The organism is Planotetraspora mira (assembly GCF_016863275.1).
GTDB classification, from domain to species: Bacteria; Actinomycetota; Actinomycetes; order Streptosporangiales; family Streptosporangiaceae; genus Planotetraspora; species Planotetraspora mira.
Window position 1 is genome coordinate 178,019 of record NZ_BOOO01000038.1, and the last position, 14,285, is coordinate 192,303.

Annotated in this window: 14 protein-coding genes; 8 read left to right on the plus strand and 6 right to left on the minus strand. The window is 68.6% G+C overall.

Annotated features, from left to right (window positions below; all coding sequences use genetic code 11):
- Nucleotides 1-1,863 (plus strand): CDP-glycerol glycerophosphotransferase family protein, encoded by a 1,863-nt coding sequence (locus Pmi06nite_RS32740; RefSeq protein WP_203957022.1) that lies wholly within the window; start codon nucleotides 1-3, stop codon nucleotides 1,861-1,863.
- Here the strand turns inward: Pmi06nite_RS32740 and Pmi06nite_RS32745 are convergent.
- Entirely contained in the window at nucleotides 1,768-2,826 is a 1,059-nt protein-coding gene (locus Pmi06nite_RS32745) for a glycosyltransferase family 2 protein (RefSeq protein ID WP_203957023.1), read from the minus strand. The genes Pmi06nite_RS32740 and Pmi06nite_RS32745 overlap by 96 nt on opposite strands.
- A 59-nt stretch (nucleotides 2,827-2,885) precedes the next feature.
- On the opposite strand from Pmi06nite_RS32745, the gene Pmi06nite_RS32750 reads away from it, so the two are divergent.
- From Pmi06nite_RS32750 to Pmi06nite_RS32770, 5 genes are all read left to right on the plus strand, one after another.
- Nucleotides 2,886-4,424, plus strand: a complete 1,539-nt coding sequence (locus Pmi06nite_RS32750; protein ID WP_203957024.1) for an LCP family protein — start codon at nucleotides 2,886-2,888, stop codon at nucleotides 4,422-4,424.
- 111 nt (nucleotides 4,425-4,535) lie between these two features.
- The gene (locus Pmi06nite_RS32755) at nucleotides 4,536-5,360 is read left to right on the plus strand and encodes an ABC transporter ATP-binding protein (protein WP_203957025.1); all 825 of its coding nucleotides are present in this window, start codon (nucleotides 4,536-4,538) and stop codon (nucleotides 5,358-5,360) included.
- The gene (locus Pmi06nite_RS32760) at nucleotides 5,357-6,136 is read left to right on the plus strand and encodes an ABC transporter permease (RefSeq protein ID WP_203957026.1); all 780 of its coding nucleotides are present in this window, start codon (nucleotides 5,357-5,359) and stop codon (nucleotides 6,134-6,136) included. The genes Pmi06nite_RS32755 and Pmi06nite_RS32760 overlap by 4 nt, the downstream gene beginning before the upstream one ends.
- 42 nt (nucleotides 6,137-6,178) lie before the next feature.
- Entirely contained in the window at nucleotides 6,179-6,373 is a 195-nt protein-coding gene (locus tag Pmi06nite_RS32765; protein WP_203957059.1) for a helix-turn-helix transcriptional regulator, read from the plus strand.
- Nucleotides 6,373-6,903, plus strand: a complete 531-nt coding sequence (locus Pmi06nite_RS32770; protein ID WP_203957027.1) for a hypothetical protein — start codon at nucleotides 6,373-6,375, stop codon at nucleotides 6,901-6,903. The genes Pmi06nite_RS32765 and Pmi06nite_RS32770 overlap by 1 nt, the downstream gene beginning before the upstream one ends.
- A gap of 23 nt (nucleotides 6,904-6,926) precedes the next feature.
- Here Pmi06nite_RS32770 and Pmi06nite_RS32775 read toward each other — a convergent pair whose 3' ends face one another.
- A complete protein-coding gene (locus tag Pmi06nite_RS32775) occupies nucleotides 6,927-7,463 on the minus strand; it encodes a GNAT family N-acetyltransferase (RefSeq protein ID WP_203957028.1) in 537 nt (178 codons plus the stop codon).
- 53 nt (nucleotides 7,464-7,516) lie between these two features.
- Nucleotides 7,517-8,026, minus strand: a complete 510-nt coding sequence (locus Pmi06nite_RS32780; protein WP_239114367.1) for a cupin domain-containing protein — start codon at nucleotides 8,024-8,026, stop codon at nucleotides 7,517-7,519.
- A 206-nt stretch (nucleotides 8,027-8,232) separates the two neighbouring features.
- Here Pmi06nite_RS32780 and Pmi06nite_RS32785 point away from each other — a divergent pair, with 206 nt between their 5' ends.
- Nucleotides 8,233-8,403, plus strand: a complete 171-nt coding sequence (locus Pmi06nite_RS32785; RefSeq protein ID WP_203957029.1) for a hypothetical protein — start codon at nucleotides 8,233-8,235, stop codon at nucleotides 8,401-8,403.
- A gap of 135 nt (nucleotides 8,404-8,538) precedes the next feature.
- Here the strand turns inward: Pmi06nite_RS32785 and Pmi06nite_RS32790 are convergent, their stop codons facing one another.
- The 3 genes from Pmi06nite_RS32790 to Pmi06nite_RS32800 all read right to left on the minus strand — a co-directional run bounded on the left by Pmi06nite_RS32790 (nucleotide 8,539) and on the right by Pmi06nite_RS32800 (nucleotide 11,905).
- The gene (locus Pmi06nite_RS32790) at nucleotides 8,539-9,591 is read right to left on the minus strand and encodes a hypothetical protein (RefSeq protein WP_203957030.1); all 1,053 of its coding nucleotides are present in this window, start codon (nucleotides 9,589-9,591) and stop codon (nucleotides 8,539-8,541) included.
- 488 nt (nucleotides 9,592-10,079) lie between these two features.
- Entirely contained in the window at nucleotides 10,080-10,436 is a 357-nt protein-coding gene (locus Pmi06nite_RS32795; RefSeq protein WP_203957031.1) for a VOC family protein, read from the minus strand.
- 305 nt (nucleotides 10,437-10,741) lie between these two features.
- Nucleotides 10,742-11,905, minus strand: a complete 1,164-nt coding sequence (locus Pmi06nite_RS32800) for an acyl-CoA dehydrogenase family protein (protein WP_203957032.1) — start codon at nucleotides 11,903-11,905, stop codon at nucleotides 10,742-10,744.
- Nucleotides 11,906-12,100: 195 nt separating this feature from the next.
- Here Pmi06nite_RS32800 and Pmi06nite_RS32805 point away from each other — a divergent pair, with 195 nt between their 5' ends.
- Nucleotides 12,101-13,453 (plus strand): UDP-glucose dehydrogenase family protein, encoded by a 1,353-nt coding sequence (locus Pmi06nite_RS32805; RefSeq protein WP_275409629.1) that lies wholly within the window; start codon nucleotides 12,101-12,103, stop codon nucleotides 13,451-13,453.
- Nucleotides 13,454-14,285 lie beyond the last annotated feature (832 nt).

A 14,285-nucleotide genomic window follows, 5' to 3' on the forward strand; every position in this document is an offset into this window, starting at 1 on the left:
ATGGGGGGATCGTTCACGGGGAGAAACGCCCTGCTCATCGGGGTGCTGCTCGCCTCTTATCCGGCATTGCTCGCCGCAGCGCTGTGGCCCGCCGCGTGGGCCTTCGCGGTCGCGGCGGCTCTGTCGTACGCGGCGGAGGCCGGGCTGCGCAAGGCCGTCCGCGACCGACTCGGCAGGGTTCATCTCGGATCGATGCTCCGGTACACGGCCAGGGAACTCGCCGTCGTGGTGCTGCTCGCGCGCGTGGCGGGAACCGAGTCCCGCGGTTTCCTCCTCCTCATCGGCGGACTGTTCGCCTTCCATGGCGTGTGCGTCGCCCAGACCGCGCTGGCGACCTACCTGAACAGCTGTCACCACCTCATGCCGGTCACCGCGGCGAACCTCGACCTGACGGCGCTGCGGATCCCGCCCGCGCCCCCTGCGAGGCTCCTGGCGTGGCGTGGCACCCGGTTGCTCCCCCTCGACGCGATGCCCGTGGGGCTCGCCGCGTTCGGCGCACTCTCGGCCACCCCCTGGCCCGGCGTCGCCGGCGCGGCCGCCGCGGTCCTCGTGGTGCTCGCCGCCGTCCTCGCGCTCGTCCCGCACGTACGGCGGGCGGCCGGCCTGCGGGATCGCGCTCAGGTCGTCCGGGCGGTCGACGAGCAGGTGCGCGCGTACGCGCCCGAGGTCCTGTTCTACTTCTCCGGCTCCGTGAAGTCGGCCTACCAGGCGACCATGTGGCTGGAGACCCTGGAGCGCATCGGCCGCAGGACGGTCGTCGTCCTTCGGCAGCGCAGCCTGCCCGCCGTCCTGGGACCGACGACGCTGCCGGTGTTGTGCATCCCCTCGGCCGTCGACCTGATGAACTTCCGCGGCCTCGACTCGGCCGGCGTCGCCCTGTTCGCTGCCAACATGGGCAACAACATCCACCTGCTCAGGAAGCCGGGCGTCACCAGCGTGTTCATCGGGCACGGGGACAGCGACAAGGAGGCCTCGTTCAACCCGTTCACGAAGGTGTACGACGAGGTCTGGGTCGCGGGCCCGGCCGGGCGGGAGAGGTACCGGCGCGCCGAGGTCGGGGTCCGTGACGAGGCCGTCGTCGAGGTGGGCCGCCCCCAACTCGCCGCGGTGCTCCGCGGCAGCCCGTACGCCCGGGGGACGCTGCCGTGGCCGACGGTCCTCTACGCGCCGACGTGGGAGGGCTGGACCACCGACCTGTTCCACACCTCGATCGACGTCATGGGGCCGCGTCTGGTGCGGGCGTTGCTGAACGAGCCCGTCCGGCTGATCTACCGGCCCCACCCGCTGACCGGCCACAGGTCCGCCGCCGCGCGGGCCGCGCACCGGAAGATCATGACCCTCCTGCGGGACGCCCGCGCGGACGGCCCGCGGGAGCACGTGGCGGTGACCGGCGAGGGGCCCGGCCTCTACGAGTGCTTCAACCAGGCCGACCTGCTCATCGCGGATATATCGAGCGTCGTGTCGGACTTCGTGGCGAGCGGCAAGCCGTACGCCGTGACGAACGTCGCGGGGCTGTCCGGCGACGAGTTCCGTGCGCGCTGTCCCAGCGCGCGTGCGGCCTATCTCCTCGGCCATGACCTCGGCGAGCTTCCCGGTGTCCTCGCCTCCCTCAGGGGAGGCGAGGACGGCATGGCCGCGGCCCGCCGCGAACTGCGCGCCCACCTGCTGGGCCCCGACGAGCCGGACGCGCTCACCCGCTTCGACGAGGCGGTCGGCAGGGCGGTCGCCCGTTCACGTGCGGGGCAGGCCGCCGGGACCGGCGGAGCCTCAGTCCTCGAACAGGTCCTGCAGGCGCGCCCGCTCGGCCTCGGGCCGGGTCTTGCTGAGCCGGGACGGGCTGGTGAGGAAGCCGGTGCCCCATGACAGGTGCATCGTCGCGTAGACGAGCGGGAGTCGCAGGAGCGCGGCCGGGGACAGGCCTCGCCCGGTGAGCACCGACCCGGCGAGGATCGCCACGATGTAGGCGGCGGGAATCAGCAGTCCCGGCCAGAAGAACGGTGAGACGACCAGACCGAGGACCATGGCCAGCACCGCAGCGGGCGGGGCCAGGTAGCGCAGGTTGATCGTGCCCTTGTGGGTGCGCGAGACGACCCGCCGCCACCGGCCGTAGTGGAAGTACTGCTTCGCCAGTGCCCGGGCGTTCGGCCGGGGCCGATAGGACACCCGCATGCGCGGCTGGAACCACACCAGGCCGCCGGTCTCCCGGATGCGGTGGTTCATCTCCCAGTCCTGGGCGCGCTGGAAGTGCTCGTCGTAGCCGCCGACACGGTCCAGCGCCTCACGCCGGAACACGCCGAGATAGACGGTGTCCGCCGGTCCGGCCTCGCCGCCGGTGTGGAACCGCGCGTTGCCGACACCGATCTTGGAGGTCATCGCGCACGCCACGGCCTGCTCGAACGGGCTGACCCCTTCGGCGGCCATGATGCCGCCGACGTTGTCGGCGCCGGTCTCCTCCAGGGTCTCCACGGCTGCGCGCAGATAGTCGGACGGGAGCATCGCGTGCCCGTCGACCCGGGCGATGACGGGATTGCTCGAGGCGGCGACGGCCACGTTCAATCCGTTGGGAGTGCGGCCGGTCGGGTTGGCCACGACGACGACGCGGGAGTCCTCGGCCGCGATCGCGTCGGCGACCTCCTGCGTCCGGTCGCGGGACGGGCCCACGCTGATGACGACCTCGATGGGACCGTCGTACTTCTGGTCGAGGACCTGCATGACGGCATCGCGCAGGTGCCGTTCCTCGTTGAGCACCGGCATGATCACCGATACGGGGGGCCAGTCGCGCGTGGGGGTCTGGCCAGTTTGGCGCGAGTCGGGAAAGGGCTTCATGGCTGCGCTCACGCTACTGTACGGAGGGGTGGAGACGGCAACCGAAAGGGTGACCGCGAATGCCTGGCGACGACGATGAGATCGGCGACTCCGGGGTCCACGTAGGGGGCGACGCCTACGGGGGGATCAGGATCGCGGCCCGTCGCGCCCGCCGAAGCCGGACGAACCTCCGCTCTCTTCTCATCTCGGGCTCGTTGTCCAGCGCCGTTCTGATCGGATCCGGCGTGCTGTGGCTGATCCCCAACTACGCGGCGAGCCAGATCCAGTCCGTCGACGCGGGCACGACCGACACCCCGGCGCAGGGGGCGATGAACATCCTGCTCGTGGGCGTCGACAAGCGCGACGACCTCAGCAGGCGGCAGCAGAACCAGCTCCACCTCGGGCGCGAGGCCGGCGAGCGCAGCGACACGATGATGGTGCTCCACCTTTCCGAGGACCACAAGAGGGTCACGGTCGTCAGCCTGCCCAGGGACACCTGGACCGAGATCCCCGGCAACGGCACGCACAAGATCAACTCGGCGTACCAGTTCGGCGGGGCGAAGCTGGCGGTGAAGACGGTCGAGCAGGCCACCGGGCTGCGCATCAACCACTACGTCGAGGTCAACGTGCTCGGCTTCATCGACGTCGTGGAGTCGCTGGGCGGCGTCACCGTCTGCACGCCCATCGCCATCGACGACCCCAAGACCCGGCTCTCCCTGCGGCCGGGCACCTACAACCTCAACGGCGTCGACGCGCTCGCCTACGCGCGTACGCGGGCCACGGCCCGCGCGGACCTCGACCGCATCGACCGGCAGCAGCAGGTCATCTCGGCGCTTCTCGGCAAGGCGCTCAGCGGCGGCACCCTCGCCAACCCGGCCAAGCTCGCCGGGCTGGTCAGCTCCACGCTCAAGACGCTGACCGTGGACAAGGCCCTGTCCGAAGACCTGCTCGGGCTGGCCAACCAGCTCAAGGACGTCTCCACCGACGACGTCTCGTTCGCGACCGTGCCGCTGTCCGACGTGAACTACAAGGCGCCGACGGGCGAGTCCGCCGTGTTGTGGGACAAGCCGGCCGCGCGGGAGCTGTTCCGCCAGATCTCCGCGGACGAGTTGCAGGCCGGGCCGGTCAAACGCCGCTCCCCCGCCCCGTCCGCGTCGATCTCCGCTTCGGCTCTCCCGTCCACCTCCACGCCGCCCTCTCCCGGCGCGGCGCCTACCGCGTCCGCGGGTGCGCTGACGATTCCCCCGGGGCGGATCGCGGTCCGCGTCCTCAACGGCACCCTGATCACCGGGCTGGGCGCCAAGACCAAGGCGAGCCTGCTCGCGGCGGGCTTCATGGTCCCCTCGACTCCCGGTGACGTGCCCGAACGGAACTTCACCAACACCGTGATCCGCTATCCGGCCGGCCGCGAGGACTCGGCCCGGACGGTGGCCGCCGCGTTCCCCGGAGCAGAACTGCGGGAACGCAAGGGCATCCAGAGCATCGAGGTCGTCGTCGGCCAGAAGAACAACACGGTCAAGAAGGTGAAGCTCGCGACCGTCAAGCCGTCTTCCACTCCGGCGTCGATCCCCTCTGCCCGTACGGCCACGCAGAACATCTGCAAGAACCAGGCGAACTAGCGCGCGTCGCTCCCCCCCGGTTGGCCGGCACCGCCAATCGCATACCCCATCATCGCTATCGATCGTCATAGCTATTGTCGAGCTTGTAGTAGATGTACTACATTCCATGGCATGGATACTGTGATCAACGTCCGCGGGCTGCGGATGTCGTACGGCGAACGACAGGTCCTGCGTGGAATCGACCTGGACCTGCGCCGGGGCGAGACCGTCGCCCTGCTCGGCCCGAACGGCGCCGGAAAGACGACCACGATCGAGATCCTCCAAGGCCTGCGGACCAGGGCGGCGGGCGAGGTCCGGGTGCTCGGCGAGGACCCGGCGCGCGGCGGCGACGCCTGGCGGGCGAGGCTGGGCACGGTGCTGCAGGACTGGCGCGACCACCCCCGCTGGCACGTGCGGACCCTGCTCGACCATGTCGCCGCCCACTACCCCACCCCGTGGGACACCGGAGAGTTGCTGAAGACGCTCGGCCTCGACGGGCACGCGACCGCCAGGGTCCGGGACCTGTCCGGCGGGCAGCGCAGACGGCTCGACGTGGCGCTGGGCATCGTCGGCCGGCCCGAACTGCTCTTCCTCGACGAGCCGACCACCGGCTTCGACCCGGAGGCGCGCAGGGAGTTCCACGAGCTCATCGAGAGCCTGGACACCACGGTCCTGCTCACCACGCACGACCTGGCCGAGGCCGAGCGACTGGCCGACCGCGTCGCCGTGCTCCTCGACGGCCGGATCGCGGTCTTCGGCACTCCGCAGGAGGTGGCGGCAGCCGTACAGGCTCCCTCCCTGGTGCGGTGGCGCGACGGGACCGAGCAGACGGACGACCCGTCGGAGCTGGCCTGGCGGCTGCACCAGCGGTACGGCGGACCGGTCCCCGAACTGGAGATCCGGCGGCCGAGCCTCGAAGAGAGCTACCTCAACCTGGTGGAAAGGAGCGCGGCATGACCACGATGACGCTGGGGATCAGGCGCGGCCTGATCGAGCAGAACGCCATCCTGCGTGACCGCAAGGAACTGGGCACCAACATCGCGGGCCTGATCATGTACCTGATGCTCATCCTCTGGATCGGCCGCAACCCCGCAGGCGGCGGCGTCGGGATGACCGCGTTCATGACGGTCGGGTTCGTCGCCTTCACCGTGTTCTCCGCCGGGATCATGACGCTGCCGATGCTGATCGCGGCCGACCGCGAGGAGGGCGCGCTGCTCCGGCTGCGCATGCTTCCGCGTGGCATCCCCGTCTACATCACGGGCAGGGCGGTGTCGCTGACGCTGCACATCGCCGTGCACTCCGCGCTCATGCTGGCGATCGGCGGCGCGATCGGCGGGCTCACCCTGCCTTCGAGCCTGTACGGCTGGGCGACGCTGGTCTGGGTGCTGGTCCTGGGCGCACTCTCGGTCATCCCCCTGGGGGCGATGATCGGGGCGATGTTGCCCACCGCCAAGGCGGCCGCGGCGGCCGTCGGCCTGCCCAGCATGCTGCTGATGATCGCTTCCGGGGTGATGGTCCCCATGACGATGATGCCCACGCCCGTGCAGTGGGCCGCGCAGATCTTCCCGCTCTACTGGCAGGGACACGGACTGCGGGCGGCGTTCTTCGCCTCCCCCGGCGGCGAACTGCACGGCACGTGGGAGCTCGGCACGGCCGCGACGGTGATGGGCGCCTGGGCGGTCGCCGGTATGGTGCTGGCACCGTGGCTCCTGCGCAGGGTCACAGGCAAGTGAGGATTCCCGGTGTCCAACGAGGTCGTCTACAACAGGATCCCGATGCTCAGGGCGGAGCGTGGGATCTCCCGCAAGGATCTGGCCGCGGCTCTGGGTGTGCACTACCAGACGGTGGGCTACCTGGAGCGGGGCGAGTACAGCCCCTCGCTGTTCCTCGCACTGAAGATCGCCGAATACTTCGAGGTGCCGGTGGAGGTCATCTTCTCTCTCCATCCGTTCGCCAGGCTGGGGTCGTGATGAGCACGTGGGAGAAGCGGCGCGACCGGCTGGAGAGCCTCCCGGCGAACCGCTGGTGGGCGACCAGGCCGGCGCGGCGGCGTCTGGTGGTGGCGGGCACGGCGGCGCTGGTCGTCCTCTGGGCGGGACTGGTGGTGATCGCCCGATACGCGCCGAGCGACCTGGCGCGCAACGTCTACCTGTCGATGTTCGGCCTCAGCCTGGTGGTCGGGCTCCCGGTCGTCAGCTGGCTCCACGCGGCCACGCGCGGCGCCCTGTACCTGCCCGAGCGCTTCCTCGACGAGCGCCAGCTGATCGAGCGGCGCCGGGCCTACACGTCGGCCCACGGCGGCACCACCCTCGTCCTCGGCCTGCTGTTCGTGCTGGCGAACTTCGTGAGCTGGCAGGACGGCCCCCTCTCGATCACCATCCCGCTCGCGCTGATCGGCCCGACGGCGCTGACGCTCGTCGCGACCCACTACACGATGCCGCTGCTCATCGCGGGCTGGCGCCTGCCCGACCCGCCGCCGGACGACGACGAGGACGAGTAGGACGAGCATGACCGCGCCGGCGATCAGGCGCGGGACGTCCATTCCCCGGCGAGAAGGCCGAGGACGGCCTCATCCGCGTACGCACCCCACACCCAGGCGGAGCGCCTCAGCGTGCCCTCCCGGACGAACCCCGCTCTGATCGCGGCCGCGATCATCGGGGCGTTGTCCGCGAGGGTCTCGATCTGCAGACGCTGCAATCCGAGTACGGCGAACCCGTACTCGGACAGCGCGCCGAGGACGTCGGCGGCGAGCCCGCGGCCGCGGAACGCGGGTCGCAGGGAGATCCCCACGTGAGCCATCCTGTTGTGCGTGTCGATGCCCCAGAGCAGGGCCTCGCCGGCCAGTTCCCGCGACTCCGACTCCACCACGGAGAAGCACGCCGCGTCGTCCGACGGTGCGGCCACCGCGTACGGCGAGTGCCCCGAGGCCGGCGCGATGGGGCGCCACGGGCGGGAGTCGGCCCGCGACCGCGTCACCACGTCGTCGTACAGCTCGGATTGGAGAACGGGGACGTCACCGTCATGCCGGGCCCGCAGGATGACCCTCTCGCCGTGTATCACGGTGCATTGCTACAGGAGGGGCCGTAGACGATCAACCGGATTTGCCGCGGAGGCTAGGGGAGTATGTCGGTGTTGGTCCGCGTTCCCATGCCCATCATGCGCTGGATCTGTTCCTCGGTCGGCGGCCCCGGCAGCTCGCCGGGCACGGCCTTGGGGAAGAGATCGATGAATCCCTCGTCCGGTCCGCCGGGGGTGAACAGGAAGATCATCTTTACGGTGTGCACCCCCTTGTTCTTGAAACGGTGGCGAGTCCCCCGGGGGACGTGGACGAAGTCCCCCGCGTGCGCGGTGAACGCGTGGTCGCCGTCGAGGAACTCCAGTTCCCCGGACAGCAGGTAGAACGTCTCGTCCTGGTCGTTGTGAACGTGCGCGTCCGGCCCGCCGCCCGGCGGCACCGACGCGTCGATGAAACCGAGCAGGCCGCCGGTCTGTGTGGCCGTGGCCTTGATCGTGTACACGTCACCGGCGGCCCAGATGCTGGGGCCCTCACCGGCAGGCACATAGAGCGCGCCGCGCTTGGTGTACCGCGGGTCGTCGTCGGGGGTGGGGAATGGCAGGCTCACGCCGTACTCCTAGTCACGTGTGTGTCAGCTTGCGCGGTCGCTCGGACGACGGCTTCGCATGCACCCGCGGCGACGGAGGACAGACCCGGGATGACTGCCGGTCGATGACTGATACGTTCCGAGAACCAGACGTTAGGTTGTCGGGCCAGTCCGCCTACCTGCAAGAAGGCAGTTGGATGTGCCCTGGTACCCCGGAGGGAACCGACATGACGGGTGTCGTTGACAGTGAGGCTCGGTCGACGGCGGAGCAACCGGACCCCTGCGACCTGATCCGAAGCGTGCTGGCGCGGGTGGGCGAGAGCGTCGCGACCTGGGCCGACACGCACCTCGACACCGTCTACGCGGCCCGCGCGACCCTCAAAGGCCCCAAGAGCTGAGCACGGCGAGCCGCAATCACGGTCGCAGCCCTCACTGAAAGCTGTCGACGACGCCCGAAACCCGTGTTAACCCGAGCGTCCACCAGAACACCCAATCGCCACACGATCCCTGCCTGCCGTGTTCCAGATGGATCACTAGAACGGGCGAATGTATCGGCGGTCCCTTACACGGTCGTAAATCTCACGCAGCCACGGTTGACGAACCTCCGGCAGTCGCGCCAGCGTGTGGAGGAACACGTCCGGGTCAGGCTGGAATCGACGGAACGGCAGCAGTGGCGGGGGGTCGTCGCGGTAAACGCCATCGGGTAGCCCACCCGTCGCCGGAATGAACTGCCGATCGCGGGTGGAGGCCAGATACATCCACACGTCGGCGGCCAGCGGCACCGCTGCCCCTGCGTCGGTTGGCCATGCCTCACCAGTCTGCGGATGCCGCGGGACCAAGGCGATGTCCGCGGTCGCGGCGGACAGGCCCGGCCCGGCCAAGGCCAAGCTCTTCGCCGATGAGCCCGGCGGGAGCAGGATGTCGGTCGCCAAGCGGAACACATCGGCGACGCAGCCGTCGGGGACGACCACCCGCGCACCGCCCGATGCCGCCAGCAAGTGGGCCAGCGCCACTGAGACCGCCGCTTCCCACACCGGACTCCACATCCCGGTCGGCTGAATCGGTGAGATTTCCTGCTGTTGCTCCCGCAGTTCCTCCCAGCTGAGCACCCGACGCGCCGGCTCATCGACGCAGACAGCACGTACGGCATGCGGGTCCAGCCACACCACCTGCCACAGGGAGCAGTCGTCCACGCGGATGGCGACGGCGCGCCCGCACTGCGCACACGCCAGATTTGGGCCATCACCGCCATCCAGGCCACAGCAGTGGCCGCCGCATCGCTCTGGAATCAAAACAGTTCCACGGACATCGCCCGGAGCGACCCCAACCGCTCCCGGCGGCCCGTAAGACAAGCCATACACCGGCGCGTGCACGCCGCGGGCTGCCGCCTCCTGCGCACCGACCTCCTCCCACAGCCGCCACGGCGGCCCGGAAGGTTCCGGGTCCACCACGTAGGTCCCCGACTCCAGGAGCACGGGAAGTAGTACTCCATTGCCGTACTTCTGATGGGCATGAGCGGGAAGCGCAACCAGCGACACCGGCGCAGTCAGAACGGCCCCACAATCCGCACACGCGAACACAGCCATGCGCCCTCCGTGCTACAAATGCGCGGATCATCCTGGCTCAGATTCATTCGCGAGGGAATACTCGACGCCAATTCCTCGGCGTGACAGGAAACCTGGTGCGCCTGAGATCTGCGGAGCCTGAGGGCATCGGACTTTCGGGAGCGCTGTTGCCCTGGGAGCCGCCAGACGGATCGGCCCCTTGATCCCCTCGCTAAGAGTGAAAGGACGCTACTGATCGCCGCCGCGGCATTCAGGTCCCGGGATCAGCCGGCGAGCGTGGCCGCCGTCAGGGCGGCTTTCCAGATCATCCATCGCGGGTAGGAGCGATGTCCACGTGACGCGGGAGCCCGTCCTTTGAACGGGCTCCGCGTCCCTACTTGATTCAGCAGCCGGCGGGCCATGACTATGCGCTGGGTGGTCACGGCCTGCGTCGGGCTCGTCCTGGTCGACATAGACCGGCCCACGCCGTCAGGACTTCTCGTGATTGAGGATTCAGCCGCCCGTCCGGATCAGTTCACGCAGAGGCAGAAGGGGTGACCTGCCGGGTCGAGGAAGACCCGGAAGGAGGTGCCGGGCTGGTGCGGGTGTCTGGTCGCACCGAGATCGAGCACCGCCGCCTCGGCGGCATCCAGGTCGTCGACGACCACATCGAGGTGCATCTGCTGGGGCGACTCCTGGGATGGCCACACCGGCGGCGTGTACCCATCCACCTGCTGGAAGGAGATGCACTGACCGTACTCCGCGCGGACCTCGGCCCAGTCGGAGGAGACGTCGACCTTCCAATCCAACATCGCGCCGTAGAACTTCGCGAGCGCACCAGGATCGGGACAGTCGATGACGATGCTGGGGAAGCGAGCGATTGCCATGCCGCCATGGTAAGAGCGGTAGCGGACGATCCACTTCCGGTTTGATCATTCGATCATCAACCGAACCGCTCCGACCCTTGGGGTTGGGGGCGACGAACATCGGAACGATGCCGACCAAGCGGCGGGCCGTAGATTTCGTGCCCGCTGCTCGTGCTGTGGGGCGCCTGCTCCACTGCGGCCACCACATGTCAGAGGAGGCGCCACGAGAGCCGGCAGCCGCGCTACGGGATCCTTTAGGCGCTCCGAATCGGACATGACGAACCCCGCCGCCCACACTGGGGAAGCGAGGTTTCGCATGCCAGGGGCTACTTCAGCAGCTGACGGGCCATGACCATGCGCTGGATCTGGTTGGTGCCCTCGTAGATCTGGGTGATCTTCGCGTCGCGCATCATGCGCTCGACCGGGAAATCGCGCGTGTAACCGTACCCGCCGAGAAGCTGGACGGCGTCGGTGGTGATCTCCATCGCGGCGTCGGACGCGGCGGTCTTGGCCGCGCTCGAGAAGAACGTCAGATCCTTGACACGCGTCCCGTGCATGGCGAGCTCCGACTTCGCGGCCGCGGCGTAGGTGAGCTGACGGGCGGCCTCCAGCTTCATCGCCATGTCCGCGATCATGAACTGCAGGCCCTGGAACTCGGCGATCGCCTTGCCGAACTGCTTGCGCTCCTTCACGTACCCGACGGCGAAGTCGAGTGCGCCCTGCGCGATGCCGAGCGCCTGCGCGGCGATCGTGACACGGGTGTGGTCGAGCGTGGCCAACGCGGTCTTGAAGCCGGTGCCGGGCTCACCGATCATCCGTGACTCGGGGATGCGAACGTTCTCGAAGATCACCTGGCGGGTCGGCGACCCCTTGATGCCGAGCTTCTTCTCCTTGGGGCCGAAGCCGACCCCTTCGTCGCTCTTCTCGACGACGAAGGCGGAGATCCCCCGGGCGCCGGCCGACGGATCGGTCACCGCCATGACGGTGTAGTACTCCGAGACCCCCGCGTTGGTGATCCACATCTTGGTGCCGTTGAGCACGTAGTGGTCGCCGTCCTTGACCGCACGGGTCTTCATCGAGGCCGCGTCGGATCCTGCTTCGGCCTCGCTCAGCGCGTAGGAGAACATCGCGTCGCCGCCGGCGACGGGCGTCAGGTACCGCTGCTTGATCTCCTCGGACGCCGACAGCAGCAGGGGGACCGTCCCCAGCTTGTTGACCGCCGGGATGAGCGAGGACGACGCGCACGCGCGGGCGACCTCCTCGATCACGATGACGGTGGCGAGCGCGTCGGCGCCGGCTCCGCCGTACTCCTCGGGGATGTGAACGGCGTGCAGGTCCGCCGCGACGAGGTCCTTGTAGACCTCCCAGGGGAACTCCTCGTTCTCGTCCGCCGCGGCGGCGCGGGGAGCGATCTTTTCGTCGGCGAGGGCCCGAACCGTCTCGCGGAGCATCTCGTGCTCCTCGGCGGGCGCGTAGAGAGGGAAGCTCATAGCGCGATACTAGGACGCCCGAACAGAAGGTTACCAACCAGTAGGGCTATGCACCCCGCGTCCTCCCTGAGGGACATCGGGACACCGACTCTCCTGGCGGGGGGTGACAACGCCTTGATCGTCGGCACCCCCTACGGTTGGGGCAAGAAACTGTTTGCCCACTCGATGCCTGGGGCAGTTGACGGCCTCAGTACGATGCCAGATCACAAAGATTGGGTAAGAGGGGAGCATGCCGTGCCTTACCGTCTCACCGTGCTTGGCACCGGATATTTGGGTGCCACACATGCGGCATGCATGGCCGAACTCGGTTTTGAGGTCCTCGGTCTCGACGTCGATCAGAGCAAGATCGACATGCTGGAGCGCGGCGAACTGCCGATCCACGAACCCGGCCTAGAGGATCTCCTCCGGCGCAACCTGGAGTCGGGACGGTTGCGCTTCACGACCTCCTATGAGGAGGCCGCCGCCTTCGGCGACGTTCACTTCATCTGCGTGGGCACCCCTCAGAAGAAGGGCGAGTACGCCGCGGACGTCTCCTACCTGGACGCCGTCGTGGAGTCCCTCGCGCCGTACCTCGATCGCGAATGTCTCGTCGTCGGCAAGTCGACGGTCCCCGTCGGGACCGCTGAGCGCCTCGCCGAGAAGCTGGTACGGCTGTCGCCCGCCGGCACTCAGGCGGAACTGGCCTGGAACCCGGAGTTCCTCCGCGAGGGCTTCGCCGTGAAGGACACCCTGCACCCGGACCGGATCGTGCTGGGGGTCACCTCCGAGCGCGCCGAGAAGGTGTTGCGGGACGTGTACGCGCCGCTGGGCGAGGTTCCGGTCGTGGTGACGGACTTCCCCACCGCCGAGCTGGTCAAGTCGGCCGCCAACGCCTTCCTCGCCACCAAGATCTCCTTCATCAACGCCATGGCCGAGGTGTGTGAGGTCGCCCACGCCGACGTCAAGCAGTTGTCGCTCGCGCTGTCCTTCGACGACCGCATCGGCGGCAGGTTCCTCAACCCCGGTCTCGGCTTCGGCGGCGGCTGCCTGCCCAAGGACATCCGGGCGTTCATGGCCCGCGCGGGCGAGCTCGGAGCCGACCAGGCGCTGACGTTCCTCCGCGAAGTGGACGCCATCAACATGCGCCGCCGCGCCCGCATGGTGGACCTCGCCCGCGGACTGGTCGGCGGCTCGTTCGAGAACTGCACGGTCGGCGTGCTCGGGGCGGCCTTCAAGCCCAACTCCGACGACATCCGCGATTCTCCCGCGCTCGACGTGGCCGTCACCATCGGCCAGGAGGGCGGCACGGTCACCATCTACGACCCGGTCGCGCTGGACAACGCGCGGCGCGCACATCCGGACCTCGGATACGCCGACTCGGCTCTCGACGCCGCCCGGGGAGCCGACGTCATGCTGCTGCTCACCGAATGGCAGGAGTTCGTCGACCTCGATCCCGAGAAGCTCGGCGCCGTCGTCGCCACCCGGAACATCGTCGACGGCCGCAACGCCCTCGACGCCGAGACCTGGCGCTCCGCCGGTTGGCACTACCGCGCCCTCGGCCGCCCCTGACGCTTTTCTCCCTTACATCCTTACGTCTACGAGTTTCTTAACGCACACGGCTTTTCCATGTCGGCCATTTCCGACATCGGCGAACGGTGCGCGCCAGCCAGCCAGGACTTTCGAACAGCCGCCATTTCGGCAGCCGGGACTTCTGGCAGCCGAGATTTCTGGCAGCCGGGATTTCGAACGGCGGTCTGCGGGTGGCCAGGATTTCGGGCAGTCGGGCTTCTGGCGGTCGGGCTTCTGGCGGTCGGCACAGTGGATGCGCGCCGCCTGGGCAATAGCGGCTTCGACGACGGCCGCCCTCGGTAGGCCCCCGACCAGCGGTCCCCACGCTCGTGATCATGCACAGGTTCGGCGAAGGGCGCGCCGACGTGCGCAAACCCAGCCCGCGATCATGCGCAGGTTCGGAATCCTGCCGTTTGACCTGGCCAAACTTCGCTTGTGATCATGCACGCCGTTCCGTCGCGTTCTCCAGGTCAGCGAAGGAGGGGTGGCCCCGGAACGGGCGCCGAATCGAGACCTCAGCTGGCGGATTCCCGTTCAGCGGTTACCCCCCTCGGCCACGCCCTGGGGCAGCCCTCCCGCCGCAAGCCTGACGCGTTCGCGCGGCCGCGTTCAGTCGCCTCCCCCTCGCGAGCATGTGGCGAGCGAACGCATTCGCGGCAATTGCCTTAATCGGTAGTGCTCCGAACCACATGGCACAATTTTGGCATTTAACGCTTAGACGAATAGCGCCCAATAAGCCTCATATTTCTTATCTACTTCCTTGCCGATAAGCATTGCTCACTGTCCATTCCCATGAAATGATTCGTGCAGGTGTTCGAATCAAATCGTGGGG